Consider the following 18464-nt stretch of genomic DNA (forward strand, 5'->3'; position numbering starts at 1 on the left):
AACGGGGTCGTCGTGGCGCCGAGCAGTCGGGGGAGAGCAGCCCCGGAGAGAGGTGTCTGCATCGTGAAGGTCGGAATCCCCCGCGAGGTCAAGAACCACGAGTACCGCGTGGCGATCACGCCGGCGGGCATCAACGAGTTCGTCCGCAGCGGTCACCAGGTCTTCGTCGAGGCCGGCGCCGGGGTCGGGTCCAGCATCAGCGACGACGACTTCGCCGCCGCCGGGGCCAAGATCCTGGCCACCGCCGACGAGGTGTGGGACACCGCCGAGCTGGTGCTCAAGGTCAAGGAGCCGGTCGCCGAGGAGTACCACCGGATGCGCGAGGGGCAGGTGCTCTTCACCTACCTGCACCTGGCCGCGTCCAAGGAGTGCACCGACGCGCTGCTCGACCGCAAGGTGACCGGCATCGCCTACGAGACCGTGGAGCTGCCCGACCGGTCGCTGCCCCTGCTCGCCCCGATGTCCGAGGTGGCCGGCCGGCTCGCACCGCAGGTCGGCGCGTACCACCTGCAAGCGCAGGGCGGCGGGCGGGGCATCCTGATGGGCGGCGTCTCCGGCGTCTACGCCGCGAAGACCGTGGTCATCGGCGCCGGCGTCTCCGGCATGAACGCCGCCGCGATCGCGCTCGGCCTGCAGGCCGAGGTGCTGCTGCTGGACAAGAACGTCGCCCGGCTGCGCCAGGCCGACGCCATCTACCGCGGCCACCTCCAGACGGTCGCCTCCAACGCGTACGAGATCGAGCGGGCCGTGCTCGACGCGGACCTGGTCATCGGCGCGGTGCTGGTGCCCGGCGCGAAGGCCCCGACCCTGATCTCCAACGAGCTGGTCTCCCGGATGAAGCCGGGCAGCGTTCTGGTCGACATCTCCATCGACCAGGGCGGCTGCTTCGAGGACTCGCGCCCCACCACGCACGCCGACCCGACCTACAAGGTCCACGAGTCGATCTTCTACTGCGTGGCGAACATGCCGGGCGCCGTGCCGCACACCAGCACCTACGCGCTGACCAACGTCACCCTGCCGTACGCCCTGGAGCTGGCCAACCACGGCTGGCGGGAGGCGCTGCGCCGCGACCCGGCGCTGGCGCTGGGCCTGAACACCCACGACGGCCAGGTCACCTACGGCCCGGTCGCCGAGGCGCACGGCATGCGGGCCCTGCCGCTGGCCGACGCGCTGGCCTGAGGGGCGGCGGGCTGACCGGCACACCGGACGGGGCCGGCGCGGGCGCGGAGCCCGCGCCGGCCCTGCGCCGTGCCGTCCGCGGCTACCTGGACCACCTCACCGTCGAACGGGGACTGTCGGCGAACACGCTCTCGTCGTACCGCCGGGACCTGGAGCGCTACCTGGCCACCCTGGCGGCGGCCGGGGTGCCGGACCTGGCAGCGGTCGGCCCCGGCCAGGTCGAGGAACACCTGTCCCGGCTGCGGGCCGGCGACGACGCGCACCCGCCGCTGGCGGTCTCGTCCGCGGCGCGGGCGGCCAGCGCGGTGCGCGGGCTGCACCGCTTCGCGCTTCGCGAGGGGCTGGCCGGCGCCGACCCCAGCCGCGACGTCCGCCCGCCCACCCCACCGCGCCGGCTGCCCCGCGCGCTGCCGGTGGACGACGTGGTCCGGCTGCTGGAGACCGCCGGCGCCGTGACCGCCACCGGCGACGGCGCGCCGCTCGCGCTGCGCGACCGGGCGCTGCTGGAGTTCCTGTACGGCACCGGGGCACGGATCTCCGAGGCGGTCGGCGCGGCTGTCGACGACCTCGACGTCGGCGAGGGCACCGTCGTCCTGCGCGGCAAGGGCGGCCGCACCCGGCTGGTCCCCATCGGCGGGTACGCGGTCGAGGCGCTGAGCGCCTGGCTGGTGCGCGCCCGGCCCGGGCTGGTCGCCGCCGGCCGGGGCACCCCGGCGGTGTTCCTCAACGCCCGTGGCGGCGCGCTGTCCCGGCAGGGGGCCTGGACCATCCTGCGCCGCGCCGCCCAGCGGGCCGGCCTGCCGGTGGACGGGCCGCAGGCGGTCTCCCCGCACACCCTGCGCCACTCCTACGCCACCCACCTGCTCGACGGCGGCGCGGACGTACGGGTGGTGCAGGAACTGCTCGGCCACGCCTCGGTGACCACCACCCAGGTCTACACGCTGGTCACCGTGGAGCGGCTGCGCGAGGTGTACGCCACCGCCCATCCCCGGGCCCGCGGCTGACCCCGTCGACCGTCCGGTCGGTGAGGGTCGGCCGGTCCGCCGGGGGTGGCCTGGTCGGCGGGGCGGCGACACGCCGAGCGGGTGCGACCGGCCCGCTGGCCGGTGGCGTACAGTCGGCATCGGCGCGGACCTCCTGGGGCGAGGCAGACGGGGTGCGCAGCGGCGCCGCGCAGGACGTCGGACGGCTCCGACGCCGGGTGGTCGTCGGGAGGGGGCAACGAGGACATGGCTGGCAACGGTGACCGTGCCGAGACCTGGACGTCGGAGCTCCGCGAGCAGCAGGCCACGCTCGGGGCGGATCTCGGCCCGGCGGATCCGGCGGCCTACACGATGCGTAAGCCGATTCCCGAGCCGATGCCGACCGACCGGCACGGCCCGGCCCGGATCATCGCGATGGCCAACCAGAAGGGCGGCGTCGGCAAGACCACCACGACCATCAACCTGGGCGCCGCGCTGGCCGAGTACGGCCGCAAGGTGCTGCTGGTCGACTTCGACCCGCAGGGCGCCCTCTCGGTCGGGCTGGGGGTCAACCCGCACAACCTCGACCTGTCGGTCTACAACCTCCTCATGCAGGACGACGTCACCGCCGAGGACGTCCTGATCAAGACCGACGTGGCGGGGCTGCACCTGCTGCCGGCCAACATCGACCTCTCCGCGGCCGAGATCCAGCTGGTCAACGAGGTCGCCCGGGAGATGGCCCTGGCCCGGGTGCTCCGGTCGGTCCGCAAGGAGTACGACTACATCCTGATCGACTGCCAGCCCTCGCTGGGCCTGCTGGCGATCAACGCGCTCACGGTCGCGCACGGCGTGCTCATCCCGCTGGAGTGCGAGTTCTTCAGCCTGCGCGGTGTCGCCCTGCTGCTGGACACCATCGACAAGGTGCGCGAGCGGCTCAACTTCGACCTGGAGCTCGAGGGCATCCTCGCCACCATGTACGACAGCCGCACCACCCACTGTCGGCAGGTGCTCCAGCGGGTGGTGGAGGCGTTCGGCGACAAGGTCTACCAGACGGTGATCACCAAGACCGTCAAGTTCCCCGAGTCCACCGTCGCCGGTGCCCCGATCACCACGCTCGACCCGGCCTCGTCCGGCGCCCGCAACTACCGCCAGCTCGCCCGCGAGGTGATCGCCGCCCAGGCGGAGCGGTAGGCCGGGGTGCACCTTCGCGCCGAGGCGTCCGGGGCGTGGACTACGGTCTTCCGGTGACCGCGCCACCCCTCGATCCGCCCGCGACGCCGGAGCAGCCGCCCGTGCGGGCCGCCGAGCCCGCCGCCGCGGTGCCGACGGGTCCCGGGGGCGTGCCCGAGGCGGCGGAGAGCGGCGGCTTCACCGTCCGGCTGGCGAACTTCACCGGCCCGTTCGACCTGCTGCTCCAGCTGATCGGCAAGCACAAGCTCGACGTCACCGAGGTGGCGCTGCACCGGGTCACCGACGAGTTCATCGCGTACATCCGGGCCATGGGCGACCAGTGGGACCTGGACGAGGCCAGCGAGTTCCTGCTCATCGCCGCCACCCTGCTCGACCTCAAGGCCGCCCGGCTGCTGCCCGCCGCCGAGGTCGAGGACGAGGAGGACCTCGCCCTGCTGGAGGCGCGGGACCTGCTCTTCGCCCGGCTGCTGCAGTACAAGGCGTACAAGGAGGCGGCGGCGCACATCGCCGCGCTGGAGGAGGTCGGCGGCCGGCGCTACCCCCGGGCGGTCACCCTGGAGCCCCGGTACGCCGAGGCCCTGCCGGACCTGGTGCTCGGCATCGGCCCGGAGCGGCTGCTGAAGCTGGCGATCAGGGCGATGACGCCGAAGCCGGTGCCGGAGGTGTCGATCGCCCACGTGCACATGGTCCGGGTCAGCGTCCGGGAGCACGCGGCGATCATCACCGAGCGGCTGCGCCGGGCCGGCACCGCCACCTTCTCGCTGCTCTGCGCCGACTGCGACGCCACCCTGGAGGTGGTGGCCCGGTTCCTGGCGCTGCTGGAGCTCTACCGGGAGGGCCTGGTCGCCTTCGTCCAGGAGCAGGCACTGGAGGAGCTGACCGTACGCTGGACCGGCCCCGCCGAGGGCGGCCCGGACCTGCACATCGACGAGTACGCCGGCACCCCCGCCGAACCGGCGGACCAGACACCGCCAGCGGGCCCGCCGGGCGCCGCGAGTGCGGCGGCGCCGGCCCACGAGGCCGGGGCGGGCGCGGCGGCGGGCGGGAACGGGACGGCGACGACGGAGGAGCAGACCGGATGAGCAGCGAGGAGCGCCGGGACTCCCTGGCGGAACAGGCCGCCGCCTGGATCCCACCCTGGCAGCGCCCCACCCCGCCGGCCGAGTCGCCTTCGGGTGGTCCTGGCAGCGACCTGCCCCCGGAGGTGCCGGATCCCTCCGAGATTCCCGCCTCGCCGGCCGACGGCACGGGGGAGACCTTCGGGAACGCCGCGGGGGAGGGCACCGAGCAGGGCGAGACGGCGGCACACGCCGCGGAGCGGACCGACGCGGCGGAGCAGGGCGCGGAGCGGACCGACAGGGCGGCACAGGGCGCGGAGCCGGCGGAGACCGCGGCACAGGACCCGGCTGCGGGCGTACCGACGAAGCCGCCGGCCGGGCGGCGGCGGGCGGCGCCGGCACCCGCGCCGGCGCCGGAACTCGACGACGCGGAGCTGCGCGGGGCGCTGGAGGCGATCCTGCTGGTGGTCGACGAGCCGGTCAGCGAGCTGACGCTCGCCCAGGTCCTGGAGCAGCCCGCCGAGCGGATCGGGCCGATGCTGGACGAGATCGCCGCGGGCTACACCGCCGCCGGGCACGGCTTCGAGCTGCGCCGGGCCGCGGGTGGCTGGCGTCTCTACACCCGGCCGGAATACGCGACCTACGTCGAACGGTTCGTGCTGGACGGGCAGTCCGTGCGGCTGACCCAGGCCGCGCTGGAGACACTGGCCGTGGTCGCCTACAAGCAGCCGGTGACCCGGTCGCGGATCTCCGCCATCCGGGGTGTCAACTGCGACGGGGTGATCCGTACCCTGGTCTCCCGCGGGCTGGTGGAGGAGTGCGGCGCCGAACCGGACAGCGGGGCGTTCCTCTACCGGACCACCACGATGTTCCTGGAGAAGCTCGGGCTGAACAGCGTCGACGACCTCCCGCCGCTGGCCCCGTTCCTTCCCGACGACGTAGAAGAGCTTGCCGATGCCACGCGATGACCGCACCCCCCGCCCCGACGCGCCCGTCTTCGAGGGGGCCGAGCGCCTCCAGAAGGTGCTGGCCGCCGCCGGCGTGGGCTCCCGGCGCGCCTGCGAGGACCTGATCTTCCGCCGCCGGGTCACCGTCAACGGGCGGGTCGCCCAACTCGGCGACAAGGTCGATCCGGCCACCGCCGTCATCCACGTCGACGGCGAGCGTCTCGTCGCCGACACCCGCCTGGTCTACCTGGCCATGAACAAGCCGCGCGGGGTCGTCTCCACCATGGCCGACGAGAAGGGGCGGACGGCGCTCGCCGACTTCCTCGGCAACCGGGTGGAGCAGCGGGTCTACCACGTCGGGCGGCTCGACGCCGACAGCGAGGGCCTGCTGCTGCTCACCAACGACGGCACCCTCGCGCACAAGCTCATGCACCCGTCGTACGGGGTGCAGAAGACCTACCTCTGCGAGGTGTCCGGGCCGATCCCGCGCAACCTCGGCAAGCGGCTGACGGCCGGCGTGGAGCTGGAGGACGGCCCGGCGAAGGTCGACGCCTTCCGGGTGGTGGACACCCTGGGCAGGACCGCCCAGGTGGAGCTGAGCCTGCACGAGGGGCGCAAGCACATCGTCCGGCGGCTGCTCGCCGAGGTGGGCCACCCGGTGAGCCGGCTGGTGCGTACCGCCATCGGGCCGATCCGGCTGGGCGACCTGCGCGCCGGGCGGACCCGGCGGCTGACCAACGCGGAGGTCGCCGCCCTGTTCAAGGCCGTGGGTGACTGACCGGCGGGCTCGCGGGTACGGCTGCCGGTAGGCTCCGTGGCGGCCCGGCGGCCGGCGGCGACCTCGCGCGCCGCCGGGCATGATTGAGGACGTGTGGAAACCGCTCGCGGGACGCGGTGGGCGTTTCGTGGGGTACGGGCTGAGGAGGACAACGGTGGAGGAAAACGTACGGGCCGGGCGCTGCGTGGTCGCTGTGGACGGGCCGTCCGGTTCGGGTAAGTCCACCGTCTCGCGGCGGCTCGCCGTCGGCCTCGGTGCTCGCTACCTCGACACCGGCGCCATGTACCGGGCCATCACCTGGGCCGTGCTGCGCTCCGGTGTCGACCTGACCGACGCCGAGTCGGTGGCCAAGGTCGCCGGCGAGGTGGACCTGCGCATCGGCACCGACCCCACGGGGTACGGCGTGACCGCCGACGGCGTGACCGTCGACGCCGAGATCCGCGGCCCGGAGGTGACCGGGGCGGTCTCCGCCGTGGCCGCCGTGCCGGCGGTGCGCGCGCTCCTGGTCACCCGGCAGCGCGAGATGATCGCCCACGCCGGCCGGATCGTGGTCGAGGGCCGCGACATCGGGTCCGTGGTGGCGCCGGACGCCGACCTGAAGGTCTACCTCACCGCCTCGGAGGCGGCCCGGGCCGCCCGGCGCAGCGCCGAGGACGCCACCGACGTGGCGGCCACCGCCGCCGACCTGGCCCGGCGGGACCGGCTCGACTCGACCCGCAAGGCCGACCCGCTGACCCAGGCCGCCGACGCCGTGGTGCTGGACACGACCGAGTTGGGCATCGACGAGGTCGTCGCGCGCCTGCGTGACCTGCTGACCGAGCGGGGAGTGGCATGACCGACGCCGACGGTTGGGTGGAGCTGCGGGAACCGGACGTCGAGACCGAGGAAGTGACCGGCCCGCAGCCGGTCGTGGCCGTGGTCGGCCGTCCCAACGTGGGCAAGTCGACCCTGGTCAACCGGATCATCGGCCGCCGGCAGGCGGTCGTCGAGGACATCCCCGGGGTGACCCGGGACCGTGTCCCGTACGACGCGCAGTGGGCCGGCCGGCAGTTCACCGTGGTGGACACCGGCGGGTGGGAGCCCGACGCCAAGGACCGGGCGGCCGCGATCGCGGCCCAGGCCGAGGCGGCGGTCGCCACGGCCGACGTGGTGCTGTTCGTGGTCGACGCGATGGTCGGCTCGACCGATGTGGACGAGGCGGCGGTACGCATGCTGCGCCGCAGCGCCAAGCCGGTGATCCTGGTCGCGAACAAGGCCGACAACACCTCCATCGAGATGGAGGCGACCTCGCTGTGGTCGCTCGGCCTCGGCGAGCCGTACGCGGTGTCGGCGCTGCACGGCCGCGGCTCGGGCGAGCTGCTCGACGCCATCATGGACGCGCTGCCGGAGGCCCCGAAGATCGTCGAGCACCGCCCGCGCGGCCCGCGCCGGGTGGCCCTCGTCGGCCGGCCGAACGTCGGCAAGTCCAGCCTGCTGAACCGCTTCTCGGGCGAGGAGCGGGCGGTCGTGGACTCGGTGGCGGGCACCACGGTGGACCCGGTGGACAGCCTCGTCGAGATCGGCGGGGAGACCTGGCAGCTGGTGGACACGGCGGGCCTGCGCAAGCGGGTGGGCAAGGCCAGCGGCACCGAGTACTACGCCAGCCTGCGGACCGCGTCGGCGATCGAGGCCGCCGAGGTCGCGGTGGTGCTGCTCGACTCCAGCGAGGTCATCAGCGAGCAGGACCAGCGGATCCTGTCCATGGTCACCGAGGCCGGCCGGGCGCTGGTGATCGCCTTCAACAAGTGGGACCTGGTCGACGCCGACCGCCGGTACTACCTGGACAAGGAGATCGAGCGCGAGCTGCGCCGGATCCCGTGGGCGATCCGGCTCAACCTGTCGGCGCGGACCGGCCGGGCGGTCGACAAGCTCGCGCCGGCGCTGCGCAAGGCCCTGGCGAGCTGGGAGACCCGGGTGCCGACGGCGCAGCTCAACTCGTGGCTGACCGCCCTGGTGCAGGCCACCCCGCACCCGGTGCGCGGCGGTCGGGCGCCGAAGATCCTCTTCGCCACCCAGGCCGGCGTGGCCCCGCCGCGCTTCGTGCTGTTCACCACCGGTCCGCTGGACGCGGGCTACCAGCGCTTCGTCGAGCGCAAGCTGCGCGAGGAGTTCGGCTTCGAGGGCAGCCCGATCGAGATCTCCGTACGCCCCCGCAAGAAGCTCGGCCCGGGCGGCCGCGGTAAGGCGCACGGCTGACCCCTGGCCGGACCTGATGCCGGATGGGAGCACCGCTCCCATCCGGCATTTTCCGCTCCCATTCTCTTACCTATCCTCCTAGGACGCCCTACGCATGGTGAGGTGGGCGACGCGGCTCGGGGGCGGGAGGGGCCAGTGCGGACGACGGGATGATCGTGCGCTAAGCTGTACCGGCTGTCGCGGGGAGAACCGCGCGGGGGCATCGGGACGTGGCGCAGCTTGGTAGCGCACTTGACTGGGGGTCAAGGGGTCGTCGGTTCGAATCCGGCCGTCCCGACACTGTTCAGAGGGCATATCTCATCGATGGATATGCCCTCTCGTCGTATCTGAGTGACTAACTGAGTGACTACGCCTCAGCGCCGAAGATCCGATCCATGGCGACCGCGCCGCTCAGGAGCACCGGCCGGAGTTGATGCCGGTAGACGCTCTCGGTGACGGTCGTGCCGGAGTGCCGCGCAGAGGTCGGCGATCTGCTCGATGCTGACGCCGCTGTCCGACAGCAGGGACACGAAGCTGTGTCGCAGCTCGCGAGGGGTCCAGTCGCGCGGGTCAAGGCCCGCTTTGGCGACGACCGGGCGGAACGCCCGAAGCACGTTGTGCCGGTCGAGGGCAGTGCCGGCGGCGGAGGTGAAGACGAGGCGGCCGGCGGAAGGCTCGCCCTGGCGCTCGCGGTGGGTGGTGAGCGCGGTGACGCACCGGGCCGGTAGGGCCAGGGTGCGACGCGACTTCCGGGTCTTGGTGTCACCGTCGGCGCGGACCGAGCGCCACACCTGGATGGAGGGTGGCACGGGCGGGTCATCGTGCGGCTTGCCGTTGAGGTCGACGAGTGCCCACGTGAGGGCGCGCAGTTCCTCGGTACGCGCGCCGGTCAGCAACGAAACCACGATGTAGGCGTGCAACGAGCTGCCCTCGGCAGCGGTCAGGAGTGCCTTTGCGTGGTCGAGGGTCAGGGACTTGGATGGACGTCCGACGCGACCGGTGGGGACGGCGCAGAGGGCTACGACGTTGCGCTTGACCTTGTCCCGCGCCATGGCTCGATTGACCGCGCGGTTCAGCAAGGAGTGAAGGAGCCGCAGCGTGCGGCTGCTCAGGTGCTGGGACTTGTCCAGTAGCCAGCGGTCGATGTCGCTAGCGCTGAGGTCCCGCAGCTTCCTCGCGCCGAGGTCGCTGACAATGTGGGAGCGCACGAGGGTTTCGTAGTTCGCCTTGGTGCTCTCGGACTGTTTGCTCAGGCCGTAGGCCAGCCAGTCAGTGAGAGCGTCGGCCACAGTCTGCCCGTCCTGGACGAGGGCGAGGCCGTCTTCGTCGTCCCGAATCTTCTCGCGCAGCTTGGCGCGTGCTTCGGTTTTGGTCTTGCCGCTGCCTTTGCGCACGATGCGCTTGCCGGCCGGGGTGTAGCCGACGGTGACGGTGGCGATCCAACGTTGCCGGGACTCGTCCCAGTGCAGGCCGCCCTCTCCTCGGGCGCGGCGGGTGGTCATCGGGTACCTCCTTTCTGGGCTTCCTGTTCGAGCAGGTCAACGTAGTCGGTGATGGCGGCGGCGGGGACGAGGCGGGCGCGGCCCTGCCGGACGGTGCGCAGCCGGCCGACGCGGATCTGTTCGTAGATCACGGACCGGGAGAGGCTGAGCAGTCGCATGGCTTCGGGAATTCGGTAGAGCGCCCTGGTGGGTGCGTCGAGGGCCGGTGCGGTCAAATGGTGCTCCTTCCGTGCGGGGACAGGTTGACCGTCAAGGCTGTCTTGACGGTGGATCGGCGGCCGGGTCAGGCGGCAGCGAGCAGTTCGTCTCGGGCCGTCTCGTGTCTCTCGCGGGCCATGGCGGCGGCGGTGTTGGCTAGTAGGGCGTCTCCGGTGGTGCGCCAGCCGGAGCCGGCGTAGGTGAGCAGGCCGATGATGAGGGTGGTGTCGTCGTCGGGTTGGTCGGCGTACTCGTGGCCGGTTTCGGTGCGTCGCCAGATGACTCGGGCGTCGCGCAGGAGGCGGAAGGTGACGGAGTAGCGGCGGCTTTTGGTGAGGAAGTGGCCGCCGAAGCCGAGCATGTGCGCCCACCGCCGAAGCATCTGCCAGTCCCGGTGGCCGCCGAGGACCCAGCAGGCGTCAATGAGCCGTTCCGGATGGGTGCCGTGCTCGTTGGCGTAGAGGTCGATGACCTCGCCGTCGAGGCGGCGGGAGACGTGGCCGGTGGCTTCGGTGCTCTTGGTGGCGTACTTGGCGAGGTAACCGGCGACCTTGCCGTCGGTGATGTCGCCGTCGGCGCTGATCGGACGGATGTCGACCTGCTCGCCCCAGGCGATGCGCCAGCCGACCGGCTGGGCGGGGTGGGGGCGGGTGGTGAAGGCGACCGTGGCGGCAGCGTGCTCGACGGCGGCCAGGAGGTCGTCGACGCCGAGCCCGGCCGGCGGCGGCACGATGGCGTCCGGGTCCTGGTCGACGCCGTCGAGGCGGACGATGGCGTGGTTGTGCACGACGGCGCGGCGCTGCATCTCGGCCACCTTGCCGAAGGACGGCTTGACCGGCGGCACCCGGCGGACCCGGCCAGAGGCGGTGACCTGCTCGACCCAGGGCAGGCCGAGGGCACGAGCCCGAGCGCGCAGGTGCCGGGTGATGGCGATGGTGCTGCGGCGCCACAGTTCCGGCGCGGAGTGGTTCCACACGACCTGGGCGTCGTAGTCGTAGCAGTCCAGGCACAGCGGCTGCCCGAGCCGGGGATCGTTCTCCTCGTGGCGTGCCCAGCAGACGGTTGGCTGGCCGTGCTCGCACGGTCGGGCGGTGGGGTCGCTGGCGCGGCGGGGGTGGCAGGGTTCGGGCCGGCAGTCGCAGCGGCGGCGGTTGCCGCAGGTGTGCCGCTTCACGACCCGGGTGTGCACGGTGCCGAACGACGGGGCGGTGAACGTGACGAACACCGCCGGATGCCGGGCGACCGTGGCGGGGATGCCCTTGCCGCCAGCGAGGCCAGCGCGCAGGAGCTGGTAGGCGTCGCGTTGGTAGGTGCGGGCGCAGGAGGGGCAGACGGCGTGGCGGCGGTTGCCGCACGGCTTGTAGATCTCCCCGTCCGGCATGTCCTCGGTCCGGGCAGCGGACAGGAGTTGGCCGGTGTCCCGGTCGATTGTGGCGACCTCACCGGAGAGGCGGATGGGGTGGGAGCAGCCCGCGGCTGCCTTGACGTGGTCGAGCCAATCGAACACGCGCGGGTCGCAGGCGCGGGCGAAAGCGGACTCATCACGGCCAACGAACGAGCCGGCGGCGGTGATGGTGGGGGTGGGCCGGAGCCCCGGACCAGACGGGTAAGCCTGGTCCGGGACAACGGTGGTGATATCAGCGGCCACGGGTGCGGGCCGCCTTCATCGGAAGGTGCTGGATCGGGCCGGTGCCGAACGGGTTCGGGCTGTCGAAGATCCGGCCGAGTAGGGACTGTCGAAGATCCGGCCGAGTAGGGAGCGGTAGTAGGTGGGCAGGGCGGCCCGGTGCTGCTCCCAGAGGAAGAGTTGACGCACCATGACGTACGTCTTGGGCAGGGTGATGCCGTCGCGGCCGGCGAGGATCTTCATGCGGCCGATGAGTTGGACGGGTTCCCAGCCACGGGCGAGACGGCGTTGCCGGTCAGGGTGCATCACAGTCCGACCTCCCGCAGCAGCCGCAGGTCAGTGGGGTAGATGCAGTCCTCGGGACGTGGGTGCCCGAAGACCCGGCGCAGCACTTCGGCATAGAACGGTGACGGGTTGCGGGTGCCGGTCTGCCACGCGGCGAACGACCGCGTCAAGGAACTGTTGTCCGGCAGGATGACGCCGGCCTCGGCGCAGACGCGCCGCATACGGGAGATGACCTGCGGCACGGTCCAGCGGCGCTGGATGCGCTCGCGGCGCAGCCACTGCCGGTCATCGAGGGTGGACAGGATCTCTTCGACCGGGCTGGTCAGGTCGAACAGCCGACACAACAGGTCGGCGTAGAGCAGCGACGGCATGCGCTGCCCGCCTTCCCACGCCAGGATCATCCGGCGCAGGCTGTCATCGCCGGGAAGGGTGACGCGCTGGTCAGCGGCGACCCGACGCATCTCCCGAGACAGCCGGCGAACCGACAAGCCACGGGCGAACCGCAGAGCCTTCAACCGCCGGCCATGCGGCGTCTCGGTACCGGCAAGGGTGAGGTGGTCGACCATCACGCCACCGCCTCGGACGCGGGGCGGGCGGTCACCGTGTGGTGCCAGGCGGCGACAGCACCGAACGAGCTGCGGGACGCTCGGGCACGCCCGAGCGTGAAGTGATGGGTCAGCCATCGCGCGTCGTCACGCGCTTGCGAACCCGGGATGAGCCCTTCCACACGCTGCCACTGGCAGTTGTCGATGGCCTCCTGGACCTGACGGGCAATCTCCTTGATGACATGCAGGCCGACGCGGTTGATCTGGTCAACGACCACATCCGCAAGCTCGGCGTAGCTGGGTCGCTGACGAGAGTTGTAGGGCATGCGGGACGAGAAGAAGATGACCTCCAACTCACGCTCGGTCAGCGCGTCGAGGTCGATCGGTGCGGGCGTGGCCGCAGACGCGTGCGGCAGAGAAACGACAGGTGCCGGGACGGTGGCAGGGCGGCGGGTGTCCGGTGCAGGGACAGGGGTGGGGGTGTTCGCAGTGATCGCGGACAGGCAGGCCAGCAGAGCAGCCTCATCGAGGACTGCGGGCAGGTTCAGCGCCACGTCAGGGGCCAGCGCATCCCGAAGCGTCGCCAGAGCAGACAGCAGGCGAGCGTCGGACAGCGCCGAGACAGTGCCCGAGGCGCGTTGGGCAGGGTAAACGGTAGGCTGGACAGGCATCGTGTGGTCCTTTCGCAGAGGTAGACCGATGCACCGGCCTCAGCGAGTTGCAGCTCGCTGAGGCCATCTCTTGACGCGACAATACCAACTCAGATGGTAAGTGCCTATACCTCGGGGTTGAGGTCGGCGCGTCTATCTCAACGATGACCTTGATGCGCATACAACGACAGGTGTCACTGTGGTGACAGGCAAAAGTCCCCTCCCATGTCCCCGCCGAGAAGGGCAATACTGGCGGTATGGCAGAAGGCTTGGATCACACCGACTACCGGCCCGTCTGGGCAGCCAGGCTGCGTGCCGAGCGCACCGCCCGAGGGTGGTCACAGGCGGACGCGGTCCGGGCAATGCGAGCGCACTCCAGAGAGCCGCTACCGGCCGACAGCACGCTGCTCCGCAACTGGAAGCGCTGGGAGGCCGGCGGATCAGAGCCGGACGCGTTCTACAAGACGCTCGTCGCGGAGACGTTCGGCACCGTGACCGCCGCGTTCTTTCCGCCCCAGACCAACCGAGAGGCAGACGGGGTTCTACTCGCGGGTGCAGGGACGGAGACGCTTGAAATCCTCGCGAGGGTTCGATCGTCTGACGTTTCGCCTGCAACCTTGGATGCCTTGCGGATCACCGCCGACCGTCTCTGCTGCGAGTATCCCTACCTGCCTTCCGAGCAACTGCACGCGGAAGGCCATGCCTGGCTGCGGCGGATTACCTCCCTGATGGATCGGCGTCTTACGTTGGCCCAGCATCGAGAGGTGTTGACGCTCGCGGGATGGATCGCACTCCTGGTCGGCTGTGTCGAGTACGACATGGGCCAGCGAAGGGCGGCGGAAGCTACCCGCAAGGCCGCCCTGTCACTCGGCGAGGAAGCCGGCAATGCCGCCGTATCCGCATGGGCCTACGAGATGCGAGCCTGGTACGCGCTGACCCAGGGCGACTACCGGGGCGTTATCGCAGCGGCCGAGGCCGCAATCGCACACGGCCGTCAAGCTCTACAGGGTGACCGGAAGTCCCTGCCGTCCTTGCTGATGTGTTCTCGCGAGCTGACGAGCCTCCTAGCCCAGCGCTATCCGAAGCAGCCGGAGGTCTCGTCCTACCTGGAAGAAGTACGGACACTCGCCGCGTAGGACCGTTAGCTAGCTGGCCCGGACTGGCCTGCCCGGCGACCACCGACGCCAGGCCGAGGACGGCCCTGCTGCCACGACCTGATCCGCGCTGGCCGCCACATGTGCGTGCGACCAACGGTCATGTCAGGCGCAGGCATCTGCCCACGCTTCCGGTAGTTCGTGACCGTCGAGACCTGGACGCCCAAGTACGCCGCAACGTCCGAGGTAGTCCACCACTCCACGTCGCCCACGCCACTCGTGTCATCGCCGGTCACGACTCCCATTGTCCCTGTGCGTGAGGCGACTTACGCAACCACCTTCCGGCCGGCTGCCGGCAGTGCCTGGTCTCGCATGATGGTTGACGGAACGGCGTCGCAGGACGGTTGACGCCTGGTCGTGATCGATTAGGTCTGGTGCTTGGGGTCGATGGTAGGGGTGTCAGGCTGCTGAGTCATCGTGGTTCTGTTAGCCGTCGCGCCCGTAGGATCTGCTGATGATCGAAGCGTCGCTGGTCACCCGGTCGTCGTTGCGGCACGTGTTGCCGATCGTGGCGCCGGTGCCGATGGCCGAGTTGCCGGCTCGCACGTGGTCCGACGAGGAGTGGGAACGGATCAAGCTGGGTTACGAGGCTCGCAGCATGGACGAGAAGTGGAACGTGTTCGTTGAGGACCAGGTCGCGTTCCTGCATCGCAGTTGGACCGGCAACGGGATCTTCGAGGCATCGTTCTCGCCGGGTGCTGACGGTGGTTGGCGGATCTCGGCGGCGACGGTGGAGTCCGACCCGTCGCGTTACCGTCGCAGCTCCGATCGATACGACCGAGTGATGGTCGAGCTTGTGCTCAGCGCGATCGTGCTCGGTGAGCCTGCCGTGGATCTGCGCGCCGAGTTGGTCGCGCTGACATCGCAGAAGTCTGGACGCACCGATCTGCCCGCCGACGTCATCGAACACAGCGCGCTCGGGCTGAGGTCGACCTCATAGCCGACGACAAGTCGCCAGGTCACGCACGAAGGCGAGGCTGTGGGGCCTGACCCGGGATGGTGATCTGGTGTTTGGCTCTGGTGCGGTTCAGGTCGGTGGTGCTGCGGCGGGGCACGGCTGTGATCGGGGTGTCGGCGCCGTAGACGGTGACGGTGTGCTCGTCGAGGACGACGGTGACAATTTTGCGGGCGTGGACCTTCCCGACTTGGATTTTCTGTCCGGCGACTTGGAAGCTGCCGTTGACCGACACGACCCGCTCGACCGTCGGGGCGGTGGCTGGTGGTGGGACCGGGGAGGCCGGTCGGGCATCGCGGATGCGGCCGAGTGCGGTGGGCGGGAGCGGGCAGCGCAGGGTCCGGCGCAGCTGCCCGGCCTCGTCGACGACGTGCAGAAGGACGCCGTCGAGACGAACTCGAACCCGCTGACCGGCAAGTGGCATGCCCACGCTGATCTGCCGCCCGCTGACGCTGATGCCACCGCAGGCATTGACGACCCGGTCGACCTCGACGGCGGTGGTCTGCGTTTCTGGCTGCGGCAGTGGAGGCGGGCCGGCGGGAGTGCCACCGTCGGCCAGCAGCCGAGCGATATCGCGTTGGGACAGCCTTGATGGGCTCGACTTGATGCGGGCGCCGTCGGCGGTGAGCACGTGCAGCCGGTCGGTGTCGGCCCAGATCGTGACGGGGGTGCCGGCGAGAGCGGGGCCGAGCCATACCTGCTGCTGAGCGACGGTCAGGTTGCCTGACGGTGGCACGACCCGGACCAGCTGCACCGGCTGAGAACGGTCGGTGGACACGGTCAGCGACGTGTCGACTTCGACGGTGGGTGGCTTCCTGGGGGCCGGTGGTGGCTCGGACAGCAGCCCGGATGGGAGGCGTAGGGGCAGATCCTTCGTTGCGGGCCGCTCTCGCGCCGGGCTGGGGCGGTGGAAGCGGTCGGCGGGGAAGGCGTCGTCAATGCCCTGATGCGGTCGGTCGTAGTTGTATTCGGCCACGAACGCGTCGACCGCGGCTTGGGCCTGCTCGACGGTGGCGAACACCCGCCCATCGAGACATTCGCCCTGCAAGCTCTGGTGGAACCGCTCCACCTTGCCGGTGGTTGTCGGGGTCCGGGGTCTGGTGTTGCGAGCCACGATGCCGTTCTCCCGGCAGATCCGCTCGAACAACACCTCACCCGGACGGGGCTTGGTGAACCGTCCTGTGAACTGCTTACCGTTGTCCGTCAGCACCTCACTGGGCACGCCGAGCCGGGTCAGGGCGGCGACGAATGCGGCGCAGACCGCCCGACCGGTGGCCCGGCGAACAACGGTGGCGATCACGCAGTAGCGGGAATGATCGTCCAAGCCGGTGACCACCTTCGCCTCGGTGCCATCGGCGAGGAGGACACCACCGACGATGTCCATCTGCCACAACTCCATCGGCTCTGGACGTTCCCACCGCCGATAGTCCTCCCGCCGGCGCTTCCGAGGCACCGCCGGCACCAGGTTGTTCCGCCGCAGAATCCGGTACACCGTCGCCCGAGCCGGCGGCGGAGTCACACCACGACGGCCGACCTCGAACCGCAGCCGACGCGGCCCCCACCGCGGATGATCCCGCCGCAGCTCACACACCAACGCCTCCGTCGCAGCGTCAACCCGATGCGGGCAAACACGCGGACGATGCGACCGGTCCTCCAAACCCTTGACGCCCTCGGCGGCATACCGGGCCAGCCAGTTGTGGATCGTCTGCCGCGACACCCCATACCGGGCCGCGACCTCCGTCTTCGGCATGCCACCCAGGCACTCCATCACGGCGTGAAACCGCTGCTCCATGACGCTCAACTCCGCGAGTCCCACCCGGTGCTCCTCCCGCCTGAGTTACAGACGCAACGAGGACCAGGCCGACCAGGTGTCAAACGTCAACCGAGGCCGCCGTGTCAAGCATCAACCGGCGCAGGACACCGGCCCGCCGGCTAAGTGGTTCAAAGTTTCTGTACGTCTTCAAGGCGGCCCTTGACGGGCCGCACGCGCCGCCGCCTGGGCGCGCGCCGGCCGCTGCCGCTGTCGCTCTGCGGCCGTCACGCCTGATGCCCGGCGGCTGGCGCGGAGAGCGGGGAGCCCGGGGCCGCCGCAGACGGGGGATGGCGGACAGAGCGGTGGAGGTTCGTCGCCGGCAGCCGGCCTGCGCCGCGCCTAAGCAGCGCGGCGCAGGAAAGAGCGCGCCGGGTCCGCGCGGCGCAGGAAAGAGCGCGCCGGGTCCGCGCGGCAAGCCCCAAGCATGGGGGCGGCGGCCGCGCGACGGCATGCCGGTCGCCCAGGAGCCGGCTCTACAGCCGCTCGGGGTCAGGTCAACTGCTCACCTGGGAGGGGGAGGGGTGGCCGCCGGTGGCCAGCTCCGACCCCGGGAGCCGGGTCCGTGTCGGGCGAGGTTGGGTCAACTGCGCTGCTGTGGCGGTGTCCGCCGGGGGCGCGGTCCGTGACACGAGAGCCGACTCAGTCTGTTCCGGCAGCGTCCGAACCTGCGTCAAGGCCCGCTTGACGCGGCGGACCGGGCGGCGGCCCGCTCCCCAGGCGGGCGCGTCGGCGTCCTCAGCTGAGGCCAACCCTCAGCGCCCAGACAACACCGCGTCTGTGCCGTCGGTCATGACGGGGCGACGGCGGCGAGGATGCCGGAAACGATCAGCGCAGGGACGGCGGACAGGGTCCCTATTAGCACTGGAGAGCGCTTCCGGCGAACGACAAGGAACCAGAGCAACACCAAACTGATTAGCACAGCAAGGAACAGCGCCGGTGTAGCCGTGTAGAGCCCGAACAGCAGCATCCTCGACCGGTCGGAATCGCAACCCTCGCGACAACCTGCCGAGACATCCCCGGACATCAATCTGAGGTACACGCCGAACGACAGAACGATCGCGCAGTACCAGGTGACCGTCACCATCAACGGGGCTATCAAGTCGGGGCGGGGTAGACCGACAGCGTCCGGAGTTGGCGGTGACAGCGTCATGAAGGGAAGTATGCACCGCCCCGGCGTCGTGCCCGGTCCGTGCCCGACGCAGCGGTCAACATCGGCCAACGGCAGTCGGTCATGCGACTGGACCACCGCCTCGCGTCATCGCTGACCCCTGGCCAGCACCACTCAGAGCGGTGGACCAATACGATTCCCAAGCTGTTTTCGGGTCCCTTCGGGGCGCCGCGCATGCGGGAAAATCGAGGTGGTCGCCCGCCGACGTCGGTGCTTTCATGGCGCAGGTGAGGCCGTC

The 18464-nt window shown here is 70.9% G+C and carries 18 protein-coding genes, 1 tRNA gene and 1 pseudogene; 11 read left to right on the forward strand and 9 right to left on the reverse strand.

All coding sequences use genetic code 11. The features are described from left to right. The first annotated feature begins 63 nt into the window (after positions 1-63). From ald to ABZ793_RS30665, 9 genes are all read left to right on the forward strand, one after another. Positions 64-1179, forward strand: coding sequence for an alanine dehydrogenase (ald, locus tag ABZ793_RS30625; RefSeq protein ID WP_350712384.1), 1116 nt, complete (start codon positions 64-66; stop codon positions 1177-1179). Positions 1180-1190: 11 nt separating this feature from the next. Further along, a complete protein-coding gene (locus ABZ793_RS30630; RefSeq protein WP_357463552.1) occupies positions 1191-2183 on the forward strand; it encodes a site-specific tyrosine recombinase XerD in 993 nt (330 codons plus the stop codon). A gap of 225 nt (positions 2184-2408) precedes the next feature. After that, positions 2409-3332 (forward strand): AAA family ATPase, encoded by a 924-nt coding sequence (locus tag ABZ793_RS30635; protein WP_121397670.1) that lies wholly within the window; start codon positions 2409-2411, stop codon positions 3330-3332. Between the two features lie 35 nt (positions 3333-3367). Next, positions 3368-4414, forward strand: coding sequence for a ScpA family protein (locus ABZ793_RS30640; RefSeq protein ID WP_357463504.1), 1047 nt, complete (start codon positions 3368-3370; stop codon positions 4412-4414). Continuing rightward, positions 4411-5358 carry an SMC-Scp complex subunit ScpB gene (scpB, locus tag ABZ793_RS30645; RefSeq protein WP_357463507.1) on the forward strand — a complete coding sequence of 316 codons (948 nt, stop codon included), beginning with the start codon at positions 4411-4413 and terminating at the stop codon, positions 5356-5358. The genes ABZ793_RS30640 and scpB overlap by 4 nt, the downstream gene beginning before the upstream one ends. Continuing rightward, positions 5345-6115 (forward strand): pseudouridine synthase, encoded by a 771-nt coding sequence (locus ABZ793_RS30650; protein WP_357463510.1) that lies wholly within the window; start codon positions 5345-5347, stop codon positions 6113-6115. The genes scpB and ABZ793_RS30650 overlap by 14 nt, the downstream gene beginning before the upstream one ends. Before the next feature lie 154 nt (positions 6116-6269). Continuing rightward, the gene (gene cmk, locus ABZ793_RS30655; protein ID WP_357463513.1) at positions 6270-6950 is read left to right on the forward strand and encodes a (d)CMP kinase; all 681 of its coding nucleotides are present in this window, start codon (positions 6270-6272) and stop codon (positions 6948-6950) included. Then, positions 6947-8350 carry a ribosome biogenesis GTPase Der gene (gene der / locus ABZ793_RS30660; protein ID WP_350712389.1) on the forward strand — a complete coding sequence of 468 codons (1404 nt, stop codon included), beginning with the start codon at positions 6947-6949 and terminating at the stop codon, positions 8348-8350. The genes cmk and der overlap by 4 nt, the downstream gene beginning before the upstream one ends. A gap of 203 nt (positions 8351-8553) precedes the next feature. Then, a tRNA-Pro gene (locus ABZ793_RS30665) sits at positions 8554-8627 on the forward strand. A 69-nt stretch (positions 8628-8696) separates the two neighbouring features. On the opposite strand, the pseudogene ABZ793_RS30670 reads toward ABZ793_RS30665, so the two are convergent. From ABZ793_RS30670 to ABZ793_RS30695, 6 genes and pseudogenes are all read right to left on the reverse strand, one after another. Continuing rightward, positions 8697-9831: pseudogene (locus ABZ793_RS30670) on the reverse strand (tyrosine-type recombinase/integrase). Then, positions 9828-10046, reverse strand: coding sequence for a helix-turn-helix domain-containing protein (locus tag ABZ793_RS30675; protein WP_357463516.1), 219 nt, complete (start codon positions 10044-10046; stop codon positions 9828-9830). Before ABZ793_RS30675 ends, ABZ793_RS30670 begins: the two are co-directional and overlap by 4 nt. A gap of 68 nt (positions 10047-10114) precedes the next feature. Beyond that, entirely contained in the window at positions 10115-11677 is a 1563-nt protein-coding gene (locus tag ABZ793_RS30680; protein WP_357463519.1) for a replication initiator, read from the reverse strand. Positions 11678-11692: 15 nt separating this feature from the next. Next, positions 11693-11899 carry a hypothetical protein gene (locus ABZ793_RS30685; RefSeq protein ID WP_357463523.1) on the reverse strand — a complete coding sequence of 69 codons (207 nt, stop codon included), beginning with the start codon at positions 11897-11899 and terminating at the stop codon, positions 11693-11695. A gap of 62 nt (positions 11900-11961) precedes the next feature. After that, positions 11962-12507: a helix-turn-helix transcriptional regulator gene (locus ABZ793_RS30690; RefSeq protein WP_357463526.1), complete on the reverse strand. Its 546-nt coding sequence runs from the start codon at positions 12505-12507 to the stop codon at positions 11962-11964. Beyond that, the gene (locus ABZ793_RS30695; protein ID WP_357463528.1) at positions 12507-13157 is read right to left on the reverse strand and encodes a hypothetical protein; all 651 of its coding nucleotides are present in this window, start codon (positions 13155-13157) and stop codon (positions 12507-12509) included. Before ABZ793_RS30695 ends, ABZ793_RS30690 begins: the two co-directional genes overlap by 1 nt. Positions 13158-13393: 236 nt before the next feature. Between ABZ793_RS30695 and ABZ793_RS30700 the strand changes: the two genes are divergently transcribed. Beyond that, on the forward strand, positions 13394-14272 hold the full coding sequence (locus tag ABZ793_RS30700; RefSeq protein WP_357463531.1) for a hypothetical protein: 879 nt from the start codon (positions 13394-13396) through the stop codon (positions 14270-14272). A 5-nt stretch (positions 14273-14277) separates the two neighbouring features. Here the strand turns inward: ABZ793_RS30700 and ABZ793_RS30705 are convergent, their stop codons facing one another. Next, on the reverse strand, positions 14278-14535 hold the full coding sequence (locus tag ABZ793_RS30705; RefSeq protein WP_357463534.1) for a helix-turn-helix domain-containing protein: 258 nt from the start codon (positions 14533-14535) through the stop codon (positions 14278-14280). Positions 14536-14744: 209 nt separating this feature from the next. Here ABZ793_RS30705 and ABZ793_RS30710 point away from each other — a divergent pair, with 209 nt between their 5' ends. After that, positions 14745-15230: a hypothetical protein gene (locus tag ABZ793_RS30710; protein ID WP_357463537.1), complete on the forward strand. Its 486-nt coding sequence runs from the start codon at positions 14745-14747 to the stop codon at positions 15228-15230. Between the two features lie 19 nt (positions 15231-15249). Here the strand turns inward: ABZ793_RS30710 and ABZ793_RS30715 are convergent, their stop codons facing one another. Continuing rightward, the gene (locus ABZ793_RS30715; RefSeq protein ID WP_357463540.1) at positions 15250-17061 is read right to left on the reverse strand and encodes an IS481 family transposase; all 1812 of its coding nucleotides are present in this window, start codon (positions 17059-17061) and stop codon (positions 15250-15252) included. Between the two features lie 784 nt (positions 17062-17845). Then, positions 17846-18208, reverse strand: a complete 363-nt coding sequence (locus ABZ793_RS30720; RefSeq protein WP_357463543.1) for a hypothetical protein — start codon at positions 18206-18208, stop codon at positions 17846-17848. Positions 18209-18464: the final 256 nt, after the last annotated feature.

Source organism: Micromonospora sp. NPDC047465, assembly GCF_040643125.1.
In the GTDB taxonomy this organism is placed as follows: domain Bacteria; phylum Actinomycetota; class Actinomycetes; order Mycobacteriales; family Micromonosporaceae; genus Micromonospora.

What these genes read in the sequence shown, in the direction of transcription:
- ABZ793_RS30700 (WP_357463531.1), top strand. Translation starts at nt 13,394, where the DNA reads ATGGCAGAAGGCTTGGATCACACCGACTACCGGCCCGTCTGGGCAGCC.
- ABZ793_RS30695 (WP_357463528.1), bottom strand. Translation starts at nt 13,157, where the DNA reads ATGCCTGTCCAGCCTACCGTTTACCCTGCCCAACGCGCCTCGGGCACT.
- ABZ793_RS30720 (WP_357463543.1), bottom strand. Translation starts at nt 18,208, where the DNA reads ATGACGCTGTCACCGCCAACTCCGGACGCTGTCGGTCTACCCCGCCCC.
- ABZ793_RS30690 (WP_357463526.1), bottom strand. Translation starts at nt 12,507, where the DNA reads ATGGTCGACCACCTCACCCTTGCCGGTACCGAGACGCCGCATGGCCGG.
- ABZ793_RS30650 (WP_357463510.1), top strand. Translation starts at nt 5,345, where the DNA reads ATGCCACGCGATGACCGCACCCCCCGCCCCGACGCGCCCGTCTTCGAG.
- der (WP_350712389.1), top strand. Translation starts at nt 6,947, where the DNA reads ATGACCGACGCCGACGGTTGGGTGGAGCTGCGGGAACCGGACGTCGAG.
- ABZ793_RS30685 (WP_357463523.1), bottom strand. Translation starts at nt 11,899, where the DNA reads ATGAAGATCCTCGCCGGCCGCGACGGCATCACCCTGCCCAAGACGTAC.
- ABZ793_RS30635 (WP_121397670.1), top strand. Translation starts at nt 2,409, where the DNA reads ATGGCTGGCAACGGTGACCGTGCCGAGACCTGGACGTCGGAGCTCCGC.
- ABZ793_RS30710 (WP_357463537.1), top strand. Translation starts at nt 14,745, where the DNA reads ATGATCGAAGCGTCGCTGGTCACCCGGTCGTCGTTGCGGCACGTGTTG.
- scpB (WP_357463507.1), top strand. Translation starts at nt 4,411, where the DNA reads ATGAGCAGCGAGGAGCGCCGGGACTCCCTGGCGGAACAGGCCGCCGCC.
- ABZ793_RS30705 (WP_357463534.1), bottom strand. Translation starts at nt 14,535, where the DNA reads ATGGGAGTCGTGACCGGCGATGACACGAGTGGCGTGGGCGACGTGGAG.